Origin of the sequence: Trujillonella humicola, assembly GCF_046233715.1 — a bacterium.
Taxonomy (GTDB): domain Bacteria; phylum Actinomycetota; class Actinomycetes; order Mycobacteriales; family Geodermatophilaceae; genus Trujillonella; species Trujillonella humicola.
Window position 1 is genome coordinate 42,422 of sequence record NZ_JBJNRJ010000011.1, and the last position, 15,762, is coordinate 58,183.

14 protein-coding genes are annotated in these 15,762 nt (G+C 76.1%); 8 read left to right on the forward strand and 6 right to left on the reverse strand.

Annotation, left to right across the window (positions count from 1 at the left end; all coding sequences use genetic code 11):
• Positions 1 to 2: 2 nt before the first annotated feature.
• The 4 genes from ACK586_RS08320 (at position 3) to ACK586_RS08335 (ending at position 4,188) form a co-directional block, all read left to right on the forward strand.
• Positions 3 to 1,148, forward strand: a complete 1,146-nt coding sequence (locus tag ACK586_RS08320; RefSeq protein ID WP_409329996.1) for a thiolase family protein — start codon at positions 3 to 5, stop codon at positions 1,146 to 1,148.
• Complete coding sequence (locus ACK586_RS08325; protein WP_409329997.1) at positions 1,145 to 2,338, forward strand: acetyl-CoA hydrolase/transferase C-terminal domain-containing protein; 1,194 nt, start codon at positions 1,145 to 1,147, stop codon at positions 2,336 to 2,338. The genes ACK586_RS08320 and ACK586_RS08325 overlap by 4 nt, the downstream gene beginning before the upstream one ends.
• A gap of 66 nt (positions 2,339 to 2,404) precedes the next feature.
• A complete protein-coding gene (locus tag ACK586_RS08330; protein WP_409329998.1) occupies positions 2,405 to 3,406 on the forward strand; it encodes a TIGR03617 family F420-dependent LLM class oxidoreductase in 1,002 nt (333 codons plus the stop codon).
• Positions 3,403 to 4,188 carry an enoyl-CoA hydratase gene (locus tag ACK586_RS08335; RefSeq protein WP_409329999.1) on the forward strand — a complete coding sequence of 262 codons (786 nt, stop codon included), beginning with the start codon at positions 3,403 to 3,405 and terminating at the stop codon, positions 4,186 to 4,188. Before ACK586_RS08330 ends, ACK586_RS08335 begins: the two co-directional genes overlap by 4 nt.
• On the opposite strand, the gene ACK586_RS08340 is transcribed toward ACK586_RS08335, so the two are convergent.
• From ACK586_RS08340 to ACK586_RS08365, 6 genes are read right to left on the reverse strand one after another with little or no spacing between them, the layout of a single operon-like run.
• Complete coding sequence (locus ACK586_RS08340) at positions 4,173 to 5,405, reverse strand: CaiB/BaiF CoA transferase family protein (RefSeq protein WP_409330000.1); 1,233 nt, start codon at positions 5,403 to 5,405, stop codon at positions 4,173 to 4,175. The two genes, ACK586_RS08335 and ACK586_RS08340, sit on opposite strands and share 16 nt — an antisense overlap.
• Positions 5,406 to 5,460: 55 nt before the next feature.
• Positions 5,461 to 6,105 (reverse strand): TetR/AcrR family transcriptional regulator, encoded by a 645-nt coding sequence (locus tag ACK586_RS08345; protein WP_409330001.1) that lies wholly within the window; start codon positions 6,103 to 6,105, stop codon positions 5,461 to 5,463.
• Positions 6,102 to 7,619 carry a class I adenylate-forming enzyme family protein gene (locus tag ACK586_RS08350; RefSeq protein WP_409330002.1) on the reverse strand — a complete coding sequence of 506 codons (1,518 nt, stop codon included), beginning with the start codon at positions 7,617 to 7,619 and terminating at the stop codon, positions 6,102 to 6,104. The genes ACK586_RS08345 and ACK586_RS08350 overlap by 4 nt, the downstream gene beginning before the upstream one ends.
• Positions 7,616 to 8,740 (reverse strand): acyl-CoA dehydrogenase family protein, encoded by a 1,125-nt coding sequence (locus ACK586_RS08355; RefSeq protein WP_409330003.1) that lies wholly within the window; start codon positions 8,738 to 8,740, stop codon positions 7,616 to 7,618. Before ACK586_RS08355 ends, ACK586_RS08350 begins: the two co-directional genes overlap by 4 nt.
• The gene (locus ACK586_RS08360) at positions 8,737 to 10,008 is read right to left on the reverse strand and encodes an acyl-CoA dehydrogenase family protein (RefSeq protein WP_409330004.1); all 1,272 of its coding nucleotides are present in this window, start codon (positions 10,006 to 10,008) and stop codon (positions 8,737 to 8,739) included. Before ACK586_RS08360 ends, ACK586_RS08355 begins: the two co-directional genes overlap by 4 nt.
• A gap of 15 nt (positions 10,009 to 10,023) precedes the next feature.
• On the reverse strand, positions 10,024 to 11,016 hold the full coding sequence (locus ACK586_RS08365; RefSeq protein WP_409330005.1) for an acyl-CoA dehydrogenase family protein: 993 nt from the start codon (positions 11,014 to 11,016) through the stop codon (positions 10,024 to 10,026).
• Positions 11,017 to 11,269: 253 nt separating this feature from the next.
• On the opposite strand from ACK586_RS08365, the gene ACK586_RS08370 reads away from it, so the two are divergent.
• The 4 genes from ACK586_RS08370 to ACK586_RS08385 all read left to right on the forward strand — a co-directional run bounded on the left by ACK586_RS08370 (position 11,270) and on the right by ACK586_RS08385 (position 15,739).
• Entirely contained in the window at positions 11,270 to 12,316 is a 1,047-nt protein-coding gene (locus tag ACK586_RS08370) for a CaiB/BaiF CoA transferase family protein (protein ID WP_409330006.1), read from the forward strand.
• A gap of 84 nt (positions 12,317 to 12,400) precedes the next feature.
• A complete protein-coding gene (locus ACK586_RS08375) occupies positions 12,401 to 13,558 on the forward strand; it encodes an acyl-CoA dehydrogenase family protein (protein WP_409330007.1) in 1,158 nt (385 codons plus the stop codon).
• Entirely contained in the window at positions 13,555 to 14,649 is a 1,095-nt protein-coding gene (locus ACK586_RS08380) for an acyl-CoA dehydrogenase family protein (RefSeq protein ID WP_409330008.1), read from the forward strand. The genes ACK586_RS08375 and ACK586_RS08380 overlap by 4 nt, the downstream gene beginning before the upstream one ends.
• Before the next feature lie 169 nt (positions 14,650 to 14,818).
• Positions 14,819 to 15,739 (forward strand): SDR family NAD(P)-dependent oxidoreductase, encoded by a 921-nt coding sequence (locus ACK586_RS08385; protein ID WP_409330009.1) that lies wholly within the window; start codon positions 14,819 to 14,821, stop codon positions 15,737 to 15,739.
• The last annotated feature ends 23 nt before the right edge of the window (positions 15,740 to 15,762 follow it).

Consider the following 15,762-nt stretch of genomic DNA (forward strand, 5'->3'; position numbering starts at 1 on the left):
CCATGTCTGCGGACGTCGCGATCATCGGCACCGGCCTGCACCCGTTCGGCCGGTACGGGAAGAAGTCCGCGCTCGAGATGGGCGAGGACGCCGTCTACGCCGCGCTCACCGACGCCGGGGTGCAGTGGTCGGACATCCAGGCCCTGTACGCGGGCAGCATGGAGGTCAAGAACCCGGAGGCGATAGTCGGGCTGCTGGGGCTGACCGGCGTGCCGGGGCGGGCGGTCTTCACCGGCTGCGCCACCGGTGCCACCTCGCTGTTCGCCGCTGCCAACGCGATCCAGCTGGGGCAGGCCGACGTGGCCATCGCCGTGGGTCTGGACAAGCACCCGCGCGGGGCCTTCTCCGACCACCCGTCGGTGTCCGGGCTGCCGGACTGGTACGGCGAGCTGGGCCTGTTCCTGACCACGCACTTCTTCGGCATGAAGATCCAGCGCTACATGCACGACCACGGCATCTCCGAGCTCACCCTGGCCCGGGTCGCCGCGAAGGCCTTCCGCAACGGCCAGGCCACCGCCCACGCCTGGCGCCGCACCCCGATGACCGAGGACCAGATCCTCGAGTCGCCGGTGCTCAACCACCCGCTGCGGCAGTTCATGTACTGCGGCCCCAACGAGGGCGCCGCGGCGGTCGTCGTCTGCCGCGCCGACCTCGCGAAGCAGTACACCGATACCCCGGTGTTCCTGAAGGCCAGCACGCTGCGCAGCCGGCGCGAGGGCGCCTTCGAGCTGCTCTCGCCGTCCTTCCCGCTGGCCGAGGCGCCCAGCCCGACCGTCGACGCGTCGAAGGAGGCCTACGAGGCCGCGGGCCTGGGCCCGGAGGACGTCGACGTCATCCAGCTGCAGGACACCGACGCCGGCTCGGAGATCATCCACATGGCCGAGAACGGGTTCTGCGCGGACGGCGAGCAGGAGGAGCTCCTCGCCGCCGGCGAGACCGAGATCAAGGGCCGGCTGCCGATCAACACCGACGGCGGCCTGCTGGCCAACGGCGAGCCGGTCGGCGCGTCGGGCCTCCGGCAGATCCACGAGCTGGTCACCCAGCTGCGCGGCCGGGCCGGGGACCGTCAGGTGAACGGCGCGCGCGTCGGGTACGCCCAGCTGTACGGCGCCCCCGGGACGGCCGCCGTCACCATCCTCTCCCGGTGACCGCCCGCTCGGCGGCGCTGGCCGAGCTGGTCCGGCCCGGTTGCCGGGTCCTGGTCGGCGACGGGCTGGGCAGCCCGCGGTCGGTGTCCGCCGAGCTCTCCGCCGCCGCCCGGGTGGCGGGCGGGGTCCGGCTCCTGCTGGGCTGGCTGCCGGTCGCCGACCCCGACCTGGACCTGACGGCGTTCGCCGACGCGCGGACGACGATGTCGGGGTACTCGCTCCGCCGGCCCATCGACGCCGGGCTGGTGCGCTCGCTGCCGGTGCGGCTGTCGACGGTGCCCGCCCTGCTGCACGGCCCGCTGCGGCCCGACGTGCTGGTCGCCTCGGTCGTGCGCCGGCCCGACGGCGGTCTCGGCTTCGGCACGGAGGTCTCCTGGCAGCGCGCCGCGGTGGACGCCGGCGCCCTCGTGGCCGGCGTCCTGTCCCCGCGGATGCCCTCGTGCGAGGCGGGGCCGCCCCTGCCGGAGGACCGGGTGGTCCTGGTGGGGGAGACCGGCGAGGCCCCGGCCACGCTGGCGTTCACGTCACCCGGTCCGGTGCACCGGGCAATCGCCGAGCACGTGGCGGCCCTCGTGCCCGAGGGCGCCCGCGTCCAGGTCGGCCCCGGAGCGCTGGGCGGCGCGGTGCTGGAGGCGCTGCGCACTCCGGTGCTCGTCGACTCCGGGCTGCTGCCGGAGGGCGTGGTCGACCTCGAGGCGCGGGGCCTGCTGCTGGGCACGCCGGTGACCACCTACCTCGCCGGCGGGCCGCGGCTGCTCGAGTGGGCCGACGGCCGCCCGCTGCTGCACCGGCTCGAGCACACCCACGACGTGACCCGGCTGACCACCGGCGCCCCGCTGGTCGCGGTGAACACCGCGCTGGAGATCGACGGCCAGGGCCAGGTCAACGTCGAGGGCCTGCCGGGCGCGGCGATCGGCGGCATCGGCGGTCACCCCGACTTCGCGCTGGCCGGAGCACGGTCGCCGGGCGGGCTGAGCGTGCTCGCCGTGCCCGCCGCCCACGGGGCCGGCAGCACGCTGGTGGACCGGCTGTCCGTGCCGGTCACCACCCCCGGGCACGACGTCGACGTCGTCGTCACCGAGCACGGCGCCGCCGACCTGCGCGGCCTCGATCGGACGGAGCGGGCCGCCGCGCTCGCGGACCTGTGGGCGCGGTCGGCCGCGCCGGACCCGATCCCGGCCGGCCGCTGACGGTTCCGGCCGCATCCCGCCGCGGCGGACGACACCAGGAGGCCCGCGATGCGGGTGGACCACCCCGTGGATGCCCAGAGCGGGCAGCTGGACTGCCGGGCCGAGGCCGCCCGCGCCGAGGCCGCCGGCTACGACGGCCTGTGGCTGAGCGAGATCGCCCACGACCCGTTCCTCGGGCTCGCGCTGGCGGCCACCGCCACCGAGCGGATGGACCTCGGCACGGGCATCGCGGTCGCCTTCGCCCGGAACCCGATGTCGACCGCGACGCTGGCCAACGACCTGCAGGCCCTGTCGGGCGGCCGGATGATCCTGGGGCTGGGCACCCAGGTCAAGGCGCACGTCACGCGCCGGTTCAGCATGCCCTGGGGGCAGCCCCGCGCCCGCCTGCGCGAGTACGTGCTGGCGCTGCGCGCCATCTGGGCCTCGTGGCACACCGGCGCGCCGCTGGACTTCGAGGGCGAGTTCTACACCCACACCCTCATGTCGCCGATGTTCGTGCCGCCGCCGCACCCGCACGGCGCGCCGCCGGTGTTCCTGGCCGCGGTCGGGGAGGCCATGACCGAGACCGTGGGAGAGGTGGCCGACGGTTTCCTCGTGCACGGGTTCAGCACGGAGCGCTACCTGCGGGAGGTGTCCCTGCCGGCGCTGCGCCGTGGCCGCGAGCTGGCCGGGGCGACCATGGAGGGGTTCACCGTCAGCGGGATCCCGATGCTGGCCACCGGGCACACCGAGGAGGAGCTGGCCCGGGCCGTCGCGGACATGCGCGGCCGGATCGCGTTCTACGCCTCGACGCCGGCCTATCGCGCCGTGCTGGAGCTGCACGGCTGGGGCGCCCTCGGCGACGAGCTCCACGCGATGACCCGCGAGGGGCGCTGGGCCGAGATGGGCGGCCTCGTCGACGACGACGTGCTGCACACCTTCGCCGTCGTCGGGGAGCCGGCGCAGGTCGGGGCGGAGCTGCTGCGGCGCTACGGCGACGTGGTCACCCGGATGACGCTGCACTGCCCGCCGGAGGCCGCCGAGCAGGTCCTCGGCACGTTGCGCGGCGCCGCCGCGGTCGCGCGGTGACCGCCCCGCTGCTCGTCGGGGACGTCGGGGCGGTGCGGGTGCTCACCCTGCTCCGGCCGGAGGCCCGCAACGCGCTGTCCGGCGAGCTGATCAGCGCGCTGTACCGGGCGCTGCGCGAGGTGGACGCCGACGAGGGGGTGCGCGCCGCCGTCCTCACCGGCAGCTACCCGGCGTTCTGCGCGGGCGTCGACCTCAAGGAGGCCGCCCGCGACGGCGCGGCGTACTTCGCCCGCTTCGACACGGAGAACTGCATCGGTCAGGCCGCGCTCGTGCGCAAGCCGCTCGTGGGCGCCGTCAACGGGGCGGCCTTCACCGGCGGGCTGGAACTGGCCCTGGGCTGCGACTTCCTCGTCGCCTCCGAGCGGGCGGTGTTCGCCGACACCCACGTCCGGGTGGGCGTGCTCCCCGGGGGTGGGATGACCGTCCGTCTGCCCGCCCGGGTGGGACCCGCCGCGGCTCGGCGGATGTCGATGACGGGCGAGGTGGTCGACGTCGCCCGCGCCGAGCGGCTCGGCCTGGTCACCGAGGTGGTGCCGCACGCGGAGCTGCTGGACCGGGCGGTTGCCCTGGCCTCGGCCGCGGCCGAGGTGCCGGCGGCGGCGATGGCCGGGCTGAAGGCGCAGTACGCGGCGGGGGAGCGGGCCGTCCTGGGTGGGGCGTTCGCGGCGGAGACCGAGCTCGCCGGCCACTGGCAGGCCGACCCGGCCAGCGCCGACCACGCGGGGCTCGAGGAGCGCCGGCGGGCGGTCCTGGAGCGCAACCGCCGTCAGCTCGGCGGCTGAGCGGCGGGCCGGCCCGCCGGTGTCCCGACGGTTCCGGCCGCCACCAGCTCCTCGATCGCCTCCGGTCCGTAGCCGAGCTCGCCGAGCACCTCCACCGAGTGCTCGCCGACCCGTGGCCCGGGACGGCGGACCGCGGGCAGGGTGTCGTCGAACTGGACCGGGGGCGCGGCCAGCCGGAGGGTGGGGTGCTCCGGATGCGCCATGAGGTAGCCGTTCGCCTCGACGGCGGGGTCGTGCAGGACCTCGGTCGGCGCGGCGAGGACGGCGAAGATGCACCCCTCCGCCCGCAGCCTGCGCTCGGCCTCGTCCCGGTCCAGCGCGGCGACCGTGGTGCGGATGCGGGCGTCGACGACCTCCCACGCCGCCCGCCGAGCCCCGGGGTCGGCGAGCTCGTCGACCAGGTCGTCGAGCCCGAGCGCGCGGCAGGCCTGGGCCCAGTAGCGCGCCTCGTCGAGCATCATCAGCGTCAGCCAGCGGCCGTCGGCGGTGCGGTACTGGCGGGTCAGCGGGCTGCGGTCCGTCGCCCGGGCGGCCGGCATCTGGGTGCCGCTCATCGAGCTGTAGCCGAGGTCCGGGCCGAGGGTCCAGGCGGCGGCACCGAGCAGGGAGGTGTCGACCACGGTGCCCTTCCCGGTGCGCAGCACGTGCACGAGGGCGGCGCAGATGCCGCCGGCGAGGAACATGCCCGAGGGGATGTCGCCCAGGGCGGGCCGCTGCTGGGTCGGCTGCTGGGCGGTCTCGTCGGTGAGCACGTGCGAGACGCCGCCGCGGGCCCAGTAGGAGACCCCGTCGAACCCGCCGGCCTCGGCGTCGGGCCCGCGCTGGCCCTGCCCGTGCCCCCGGGCGACGACGAGCCTCGGGTTGAGCGCGAAGAGGTCGTCGGGCTCGGTCCGCAGCTTGCGGCGCACCCGCGGGAGCTGGTTGGTGATGTACACGTCGGCCCACCGGACCAGCCGCTCGAACACCTGCCGGCCCTCCGGGGTCTGCACGGCGAGGGCTATGCCGCGCTTGTTCCGGTTCACCAACTCGAACATGAAGTCGTAGCCGTCGACCGTGGCGACGAGCCCGGAGCGCACGATCTGCCGCATGGCGTCGCCCTCGAGGCGCTCGATCTTCACCACCTCGGCGCCGAGGTCGGCCAGCGCGGCCGCGGCGGAGGGGACGAAGCCGTGCTCGGAGAACTCGAGCACCTTGGTGCCGGCCAGGGGGAGGGTCATCGTCGACTCCTGCGTCGCTGCGGTAGCGCCCCGCCGGTCGACGGGGCGGCCGGTCTCAGGGGGTGCCGCCCGGGACTGCGCCGTCGGTGGGCGGGCCGGCGCCCAGGACGCCGGTGATCAGGACCGTCACGGCCTGCACCATGTCACCCTCGTCCACCCCCAGCGCCGGCGTGCGCGCGTGCAGCCAGGAACGCTCCACCAGGGCGATGACGGCGAGTCCGAGGACCGCCGGGGTCTCCGCCGGAGCCCCCGGCTGGCGGGCCTGGAGCCGCCGGCCGAGGCGGCGGGCCACCTGCAGCTGGCTGCGGCGGGAGGCCTCCCGGAACTCGGCGTCCGCGGGCCCGGCGACTGCCCCGGCCAGCACGAAGGCGCCGTGCCGGTCCAGGAAGGAGAAGTAGCGGTGCACCCAGCCGGCGACGGCCTCCGGCGGGGCGGGAGCCGGCAGCCCCGACCACCCGTCGACGACGGTCAGGCACTCGGCGTGCACGCTGCGGCCGAGGTGCGTGAACACCTCGCGCTTGTCCCGGAAGTAGCTGTAGAAGCCGGCCCGGGAGATGGCGCAGGCCTCGGTGATGTCGGCGACGGTGGTGCCGGCGTACCCGGACCGGAGGAACAGGTTCCGGGCGGCGGCGAGGATGGCGTCCCGTGTCCTGGCCGCGCGGGGACCCAGCTGCGGCGGGCCCTCCGCGTCGGCGCTCACCGCAGGACCGGGCCCCAGTCGGCCGACGCCCGCAGGGCGGCCTTGTCGACCTTGCCGCCGGGGTTGCGGGGCAGCGGCTCGGCGGAGACGACGACGTGCTGGGGGCGCTTGAAGTCGGCCAGCACCTCCCGGGCGAACGCGACGACGTCGCCCGGGGTCAGCGCCTCGCCGGGCCGCGGGACGACGACCACACCGACCCGCTGCCCCAGCCTCGGGTCGGGCACCCCGACGACGGCCACCTCGCCGACCGCGGGCAGGGCGGACAGCGCCGCCTCGACCTCGACGGAGTAGACGTTCTCCCCGCCCCGGTTGATCAGGTCGGTGCGCCGGTCCAGGACGTGCACCCGCCCCGCGTCGTCGACCCGCACCAGGTCGCCGGTGTGCAACCAGCCGTCGACGATCGCCTCGGCGGTGGCCTCGGGCCGCTGCCAGTAGCCGCTCATGACCTGCGGCCCGCGCACGAGCAGCTGGCCGATCCCGTCGCCGGCCTCGGGACCGAGCAGCGCGAGGTCGGTGGCGGGAACGGCCCGGCCGACCGAGTCGGCGTGCGCGAGCGCGTCGGCGTGTTCCAGCCCGGTCACGCAGGGCGCCTCGGTCAGGCCGTAGCCCGGACGCAGCTGCGCCGCGGGGAACGTCCGCATCAGCTCCGCGACCTGCGCCGGGGGCGTCGGCGCGGCGCCGTAGACGACCCGGCGGACGCCGGAGGGGTCCAGCCCGGCGAACCCGGGGGACCGCAGGGCCTGCCAGTACATCGCGGGCACGCCGTTGAGCAGGTCGATGCGCTCCTCGCCGATGGCCCGGACCCAGGCGCCCACCTCGAACGCGGGCAGGATCACCACCGCCCCGCCGGCGGCGAGGGCCGGCAGCCACTGCATGCCCGCGGCGAGGACGTGGAACAGCGGCGCCGCCACGAGCGTCCGGGTCGGCTCGGTCCGGCCGAGCTCCAGGGCGAGCCGGCACTGCTCCGCGGCCGACAGCAGTGCCCGGTGCGAGAGCATCGCGCCCTTGGCCCGGCCGGTCGTGCCGCTGGTGTAGAACATCGCGCCCAGGGAATCCGGGTCGGCGTCCTCGGCCCCGGCGTCGGCCGGCCGGCCGTCGGGCAGCGCCCCGTCGACCACGAGCGCCGCCCCGCTGTCGGTCACCACGTGCGTGACCTCGGCCCCGGTCAGCCGGGTGTTGACCGGGACGGGCACCGCACCGGCCAGCACCGCGCCGAGGAAGGCCAGGCACCAGTCGGCGCCGTTGGGCAGCCGGATCGCGACCCGGTCCCCGGTGCCGACACCGGCGTCGCGCAGGCCGCCGGCCACCCGCGCGGCGCCGTCCCACAGCTCGCGGTGGTCCAGCCGCCGGCCGGTGCCGAGGTCGACCACCGCCTCGGCGCCGGGGGAGCGCCGCACCGTCTCCCGGGCCATGGTGGCCAGGTTCGGCGCCAGCCCGGGCAGCCGCGGGCCCGCCGGACCGGCGACGACGTCCGCCCCGGAGGGGACCCCGGGGACGGCGACGGGGGCGCTCACACGCCCAGCTGCGCCAGCAGCCGCTCGTGGTAGACGGCGGGACCGCCGAAGAGCAGCTGGGAGGACTTGGCCCGGCGGAAGTAGAGGTGGGCGGGGTGCTCCCAGGTGAACCCGATCCCGCCGTGCACCTGGATGTTCTCCGCGGCGGCGAACAGGAAGGACTCCGAGCAGACGACGTGGGCCACGGCGGCGGCCACGCCGGGGGCGGGTGCCCCCTCCACGCCGGCCAGGGCGTCGGCGGCCTCGGTGGCGGCGGCCTCGGCGAGCTGCACGCGCACGAACATGTCCGCGCACTTGTGCTTGACCGCCTGGAACGAGCCGATGGCGCGGCCGAACTGCACCCGCTCGCGGGCGTAGCCGGTGGCGGCCTCCATACAGGCACGGGCGCCGCCGACCTGCTCGGCCGCCAGTGCCGTGGTCGCCACGTCGAGGACCCGGTCGACCACGCCGGCGGCCGAGCCCGGGCTGCCGAGCGGCACCGCGGCGACGCCGGCGAACGTGACCCGGGCCAGCCGCCGGGTCGGGTCCAGGGTGCGCAGGGGCGTGCGGGTGACCCCCGGCGCGTCCCCGGGGACGGCGAAGAGGGTGGGGCCCCGGTCGGTGGCGGCGGCGACGAGCAGCACGTCGGCGGTGGCGCCGTCGAGCACGAGGGACTTCTCCCCGCTCAGGGTCCAGCCCGACCCGGTGTCCACCGCGGTGGTGGCCAGCCGGTCGGTCCGCCACTGGCCGTCGGCCTCGGCGACGGCCAGGGTCGCCGTCGCCTTACCCGCGGCGATGCCCGGCAGGTGGGCGGCCTGGGCGGCCTGGTCACCGGAGGCGACCAGCGCGGTGGCGGCGAGGACGACGGTCGAGAAGAAGGGGCTCGGCAGCAGGGCGCGGCCCATCTCCTCGAGGACGACGCGCAACTCGACGGGGCCGTACCCGTCGCCGCCGTGCTCGGCGGGCAGGACGAGCGACTGCAGGCCGAGCTGCTCGGCCATCTGCGCCCAGACCGACGGGTCGTGGCCGAGGTCGGACTCCATGACCCGGCGGACGTGCTCCTCGCCGGACCGGTCGGCGAGGAAGTCGCGGACCGAGCTGCGCAGCTCGTCGAGCTCGGCCTGGGTGGCGGACTCGCTCACGCCGCACCTCCCGACCGGCGCAGCTCCCGGAACGGGGTGGTCGCGTCGGACCCGGGTTCCTTGGGCAGGCCGAGCACCCGCTCGGCCAGGATGTTCTTCATGATCTCCTCCGTGCCGCCGAGGATGCGCAGGGCCGGGGTGGACAGCAGCAGCTCGGTCCAGCTGTAGGTGCCCCACTCGCCGGTGTCGGCGATCAGCCGCGGGCCGATGACCTCGGCCGCGAAGTGGGCGCCCCGCGTCAGGTTCTGTCCGTACATCAGCTTGGAGACCGAGGCCTCGGGACCGGGCTGGGCGCCGGACCGGATCCGCCGCACCGCCTGGTGGTTGAGGTACTCGGTGGCCGCCTGGTCGGCGTACAGCTCGGCGAGCCGGCGGCGGAGCGCGCCGTCGTCCAGACGGCCGTTGGCCTTGAGCAGCGCGGTCAGGAAGGGCAGCGCGACGGCCTTGCCGGCCGGCCCGGCGCCCTCCCCGCCCACGCTGGCCCGCTCGTTCATCAGCGTGGTGAGGGCGACCCGCCACCCGCCGTCGACCTCGCCGAGGCGGTGGTCGTCGGGCACCCGCACGTCGGTCAGGAACACCTCGTTGAACTCCGACCCGCCGCTCATCTGCCGCAGCGGCCGGACGTCCACCCCCGGGGTGGACATGTCGACGACGAACGCGGTGATGCCCTTGTGCTTGGGCTTGTCCGGGTCGGTCCGGCACAGCGCGACGCCGATCTGGGCGTGCTGGGCGATGGAGGTCCAGACCTTCTGGCCGTTCAGCACCCAGTCGTCGCCGTCGCGGACGGCGCGGGTCTGCAGGCCGGCGAGGTCGGATCCGGCCGACGGCTCGCTGAACAGCTGGCAGGCGATGACGTCACCGGCGTACATGGCGGGCAGGTAGCGCTGCTTGATGTGGTCCTGCGCGTGGGCGAGGATCGTCGGCCCGATCATGCCGAGCCCGATGAGGGACAGGACGCCGGTGTCGGGGACGTCGTACTCGGCCTCGAGGCCGTCGTAGACCAGGTCGTGGACCGTCGAGAGGCCCCGGCCGCCGTACTCCGCCGGGCCGGTGATCCAGCCCAGGCCCGCCTCGTAGCGCTTCTTCTGCCAGGAGCGCGCCTCGGCGACCTTGGCGCGGTCGACGTCGGGCGGGTCGGTGCTGAAGTAGGAGATCCGATCGATGCCCTCACCCCACCGCACGTCGCCCCCGGCGTCCTCGCGCCGGGGGGCGGAGGCGTCGAGGAACGCGCGTACCTCGGCGACGAAGGCGTCCATGTCCTCGGTCATCGCAGCAGCCCTCTCTCAGATCTCGACGACCGGCAGCGGGTCCGCGCCGGCCAGCAGGTCGGCACCGACGGCCGCGGTGAGCTCCCGGGAGCTGCCGAGCAGCCCGTCCAGGACCGCCGCCCGGGTGACGAAGCGGTGCACGTCGCTCTCGCGGGTCAGTCCCATGGCGCCGTGCACCTGGACGACGTGCCGCATGACCTCCGCCTGGGCCCGCCCGGCCCGCAGCTTGGCCAGGCGCGCGGCCCACGCGGCGTCCGGCCGCCCGGCGGCGACCCAGGCGGTGCCGAGCGTCGAGCGCGCGCTCTGGACGGCGACGAAGGCCTCCGACAGCCGGTGCCGGACGGCCTGGAAGGAACCGATCGCCCGGCCGTACTGGACGCGTGCGCAGGTGTGCGCCACGGCCAGCGCCAGCGCGGCCTCGCAGACGCCGATCAGCTCGGCGGCCAGGGCCCGGCGGCCGGCGGCGAGCGCGCGCTCCCACTCGGCGGCCGCCGGCACCGGCTCGCCGGCGACGGCGGCGCCGGTCACCCGCTGCCAGCCGGGAGCGTCGTCGAAACCGGTTGCCGGCGCCAGCGCGGCCGCCAGCGCGGCCGGTGCGACGACGAGCACCCCGGTGCCCCCGGCGGTGGACACCGGCACGACGACCTCGGCCACGTCCGCGAGATCGCCCAGCAGGAGCCCCCGCAGCGGGGCACCGGCCGGAGCCGGGACCTCGCCGCCGGCCAGGTCGGGGTGGAGGACGGCGCGCGGCCGGTCAGGTGCCGGGAGGACGGGGGCCAGCTCGGCGAGGAGGGCGTCGTCGAGGGCCCGCGAGGTGGCCAGCGCGCGGCCGTGCTCCGCGAAGAGCAGCGTCGTCGCCCAGGCGGGGTCCTCGGCGCGGACCTCCGCCCAGCCCAGCTCGTCCAGCTCGGCGCCCAGCCGGCGGCCGTCGGTCAGGGAGGCGAACAGCTCCCGCAGCGACCCGGCCAGGAGTTCCCCGGTCGCGGCGTCCAGCGCGGTGGGGTTCATGCCGTCGCCGGCCGGGACCGGGAGGTCGACGCGCTGGTGTGCATGGGCTGCGGTCCCTTCGTCCTATCCCGGGGACGGCGGAGCGGGCTCCCCGGACGGTGCTGGTGGAGGTCCATGTCATCGCCTTCTGACGGTCATGTCAAGTTGCTGACCGAGGGCCGGTGGTGGCGGTCGGCAGGGCGCTCCGGCGCCCGCTGACGCTATCGTCAAGAGGCGTGCCGCACGCGACGGCGCCCGGAGCCCCGGAGGACGTGTGGCAACCCCCCTGCTGACCGGTCTGCGCGTCCTGGACCTGAGCCTGTGGCAGCCCGGTCAGTACGCCACCCGGCTGCTGGCCGACCTGGGCGCCGACGTCGTGAAGGTGGAACCGCCCGGTGGGGACCGGATCCGGCCCGACCGCGTGCGCTTCGACGACCTCAACGCCGGCAAGAGCAGCGTCGTCCTGGACCTCAAGCAGCCGGCCGGCCGGGCGACGCTGCGGGAGCTGGTCGCCGGCGCCGACGTCGTCGTCGAGAACTTCCGGACCGGCGTGGCCGAGCGGCTGGGCGTCGGCTTCGCGCAGCTCACGGAGGCGAACCCGGCGATCGTCCTGTGCTCGGTCTCCGGCTACGGCCGGACCGGCCCGCTCTCCGCCGAGGGCGGGCACGAGCTCACCTTCCAGGCGCACGCGGGCGCGATGACCTCGCGCGGCGACGAGCCGCCGCTGCCCATGGGGCGCGACGTGGCCGGCCGGGCCGGCGGCCTGGCCGCCGCCTTCGCGGTGCTGGCCGCGGTCCTGCGGGCCCGACAGACGGGCGAGGGGGACCACGTCGACGTGTCGATCACCGATCTGCTCGCCAGCTGGATCACGGGGGCCCGGCCCCCCGTCGTCCCCATGCCACCGGGGGCGGAGTTCGGGCCGGCGGGCGGGACCTTCCGCACCGCCGACGGCGGCTGGGTGGCCCTGGGCGTGTACAGCGAGGACCACTACTGGGACGCCCTGTGCCGGGAGCTGGGCCTCGACGGCCACGCCGGCCTGACCGCGTCCGACCGCATCGCACGGGCCGGCGAGCTGCGGGCCGTCCTCGTGGCCGCGTTGGCGACGCGGACCCGGGACGAGCTGCTGCCCGCACTCGCCGCGCGGGGGGTCCCGGCGGCTCCGGTGCGCTCGCGCGCGGAGGTGCTCGAGCACCCGCACTTCCGGGAGCGGGGCGTGCTGGTCGCGGGGCCGGACGGCGGTGTCCGCATCGGCCACCCGGTCCGGTACGCCGCCCACCCGGCCCTGCCGCCGCGTCCGGCCCCGCCGCTCGCGCCCGGCTGAACGGTCCGGCAGGGGAGCGGTACGGCCGGGGATCTGTCGCGGGAGGTATAGGTAGATGAATTAGCTGTCCGCTACGTTGCTCCCGTGTCCACCATCCTGGCGCCGCGTGCGCCGCGGCCGGATCCGGCTCTGGACGAGCTGCGCGCCGAGGTCCGGGCGTTCCTCGCCGACGAGCTCGCCGAGGGGCGCTGGACCCCGCACGACGACTCCTGGCTGCGCGGCTGGGACCCCCGCTTCTCGGCCGAGCTGGGCCGCCGCGGCTGGCTGGGCATGACGCTGCCCCGGGAGTACGGAGGTGCCGGTCGCACCGCACTGGAGCGCTACGTCGTCACCGAGGAGCTCGTCGCCGCCGGTGCACCGGTGGCTGCGCACTGGGTCGCCGACCGGCAGGCCGCGCCCTCGCTGCTGCGGTACGGCACCGAGGAGCAGCGCCGCCGCTTCCTGCCGCGGATCGCGGCGGGTGAGTACTTCTTCGGCATCGGCATGAGCGAGCCGGACGCCGGCTCGGACCTGGCCGCGGTGCGCACCAGGGCCGAGCGGGTCGACGGCGGCTGGGAGCTCACCGGGACGAAGGTGTGGACGTCGGGGGCGCATCGAGCGCACGCCTTCGTCGTCCTGGCCCGCAGTGCGCCGCCGGAGGGCCGCGACCGGCACGTCGGGCTGTCGCAGTTCGTCGTCGAGTTCGGCGGCCCGGGCATCGACGTCCGGCCGATCCGGCTGCTCACCGGGGGCCACCACTTCAACGAGGTGGTCCTGGACCGGGCGTTCGTGCCCGACTCGATGGTGCTCGGGGAGCTCGGCGCCGGGTGGGCGCAGGTGACCGGCGAGCTGGCCTTCGAACGCAGCGGCCCCGAGCGCTTCCTCTCCACCGTCCCGCTGCTCGCCGCGACCGTCGCCGAGCTGGCCCGCCGGGGCGACGACCGGCACGCCGTCCGGGTCGGTGAGCTCGTCGCCCGCCTGTGGACGCTGCGCCAGCTGTCGATGTCCGTCGCGGCCGGCCTGCAGGCCGGCGACCCGGTCGACGTCGCCGCCGCCCTGGTCAAGGATCTGGGCACCCGCTTCGAGGGGGACGTCGTCGACGTGGCCGTCTCGGTCCTGGGGATCGAGCCCGATCCCCTCGCCGACGACGGCCTGGCGCGCATGCTGGCCGACGCCCTCCTGCACTCGCCCGGGTTCACGCTCCGTGGCGGCACCAACGAGGTACTGCGCGGCGTCGTCGCCCGCGGACTGGGGATGAGATGACCACCACCGGGGCCGCTCCCGCCGACGCCGGAGGGCTGGACGCCGGGGAGCTGGCCGCGCTCGCCCGCCTCGCCGACGACGTCCTGTCCGACTCGCTCGACCCGACCACGGCCGGCCTCGCTCCCACGTTCGACCCTGCGTTGTGGTCGACGCTCGAGGAGGCCGGGCTCACTCTGCTCGGCGTGCCCGCCGAGGCCGGTGGGGGAGGCGCGGGACCGGCGGCCGCGGCGCTGGTGCTCGCTGCCGGCGCCACCCACGCGGCGCCGCTCCCGCTCGCCGAGACCGAGCTCGCCGGCTGGCTGCTTGGCGCGGCCGGCCTGCCGGTCCCCGGCGGACCGCTGACGGCGGCGGCCGGGCCGCTGGTCGTCGAACCCGGCGACGGCGGGCGGCTGTCCGGGCGGCTGGAGCGGGTGCCGTGGGCACGGGACGCGACCGCGCTCGTCGTGCTCGCCGGCGACGGGTCGGGGGAGGAGGTCGTGGCGTCGCTGCCGCGGGAGGCGTGGGTGCTGCGCTCCGGCGCGAATGCCGCCGGCGAGCCCCGGGACGACGTCGTCCTCGACCGGGCGCCGTGCTCGATCGTCGGTACCGCGCCGCCCGGGGCGGCCGCGCAGTTCCGTCTGCGCGGTGCCCTCGCCCGGGCGGTGCAACTGGCCGCCGCGGCCGAGCGGGCCGTCGCGCTCACCATCCGGTACACCACGGAGCGGGAGCAGTTCGGCCGCCCGCTCGCCCGGCTGCAGGTCGTCCAGCACCTGGTGGCCGAGGCGGCGTCGCTGGCCACGGCCGGCCGGGCGGCCGCCGACGCGGCGCTGCGCATCGTGGGCGAGGACGGCTTCGGCACCGAGCGCGCGGAGCTGGCCGTCGCGGTCGCCAAGGCCCGCACCAGCGCTGCCGCCGGACCCGTCGCCGCCACCGCGCACCAGTTGCACGGCGCGCTCGGCTTCACGCTCGAGCATCCCCTGCGGCTCTGGTCGACCCGGCTGTGGTCCTGGCGCACCGAGTTCGGGGACGCCGACTCCTGGCATGCCGTCGTCGGGCGGCGGGCGATCGGGGCACGCACCCCGCTGTTTCACACCGTCACGACGCTGTCGTGAACCGCGGCGACGTGTCCGTCAACCCGGGCTTCGCGCCTCCTGCCCGCGCCGGCGCAGCCGGCTCCGCTGTCGGTCCGCGAGGTGTTTGACGGAGTCGTCAACTCCGTCCTAGTGTCGCTGTGCCGCCCGCGTGCGCGTGGTGCGGCCCATGTTCGAGAGGGGACAACCCGTGGCAGCTCCGGAGAACCGGATGCTCACCGACCGCGTCGTCATCGTCACCGGAGCAGGGCGGGGGATCGGCCGCGGGCACTGCCTCGAGCTGGCAGCCCAGGGCGCCTCGGTCGTGGTGAACGACCTGGGCGTGACCCTGCGCGGCGAGCAGTCCGGCGAGGACCCCGCCGACGAGGTGGTCGCCGCCATCACCGCGGCGGGTGGCACGGCGGTGAAGGACACCGGCTCGGTCACCGACTGGGAGGCGATGCGCGGCCTCGTCGCCCGCACGGTGGAGCGGTTCGGCCGGCTGGACGCGGTGGTGAACAACGCGGGTTTCGTGCGCGACGCGACGATCACCTCGCTCACCGAGGACGACTTCGACGCCGTCGTCGCCGTCCACCTCAAGGGCACGTTCACGCTCACCAAGCACGCGTGCGACCACTGGCGCGCCGAGTTCAAGGCCGGGCGCCCGGTGTCGGGCCGCATCGTCAACACCACCTCGGGGGCCGGGCTCACCGGCAACGTCGGCCAGGCGGCCTACGGGGCGGCGAAGGCGGGCATCGCCAACCTGACGCAGACCACCGCCCTGGAGGCGGGCCGTTACGGGGTCACCGCGAACTGCATCTCACCGGTCGCGGCCACCCGGATGAGCGCCACCATCGGCTGGACGGCCGAGGGCGACGCCTGGAACCCGCTGGACCCGGCCAACTCCTCACCCGTGGTGGCCTGGCTGTGCTCCGAGCAGTCCGGCTGGCTGACCGGCCGGGTGCTGCGGATCGACGGGTCCACCGTGCACCCGGTCGACCACTGGTCGGTCCGCCGCGGGCACACCGCCCGCTCGGGGGAGCGGCTGGACGCCACCGAGATCGACGCGGGCCTGCGCGTCGCGCTCGGCACCGCCCCCAGCGGCCTCGCCGGCCTGCGCGTCGTCTCCTGACCTCCCACCTCCGGAAGAGGAAC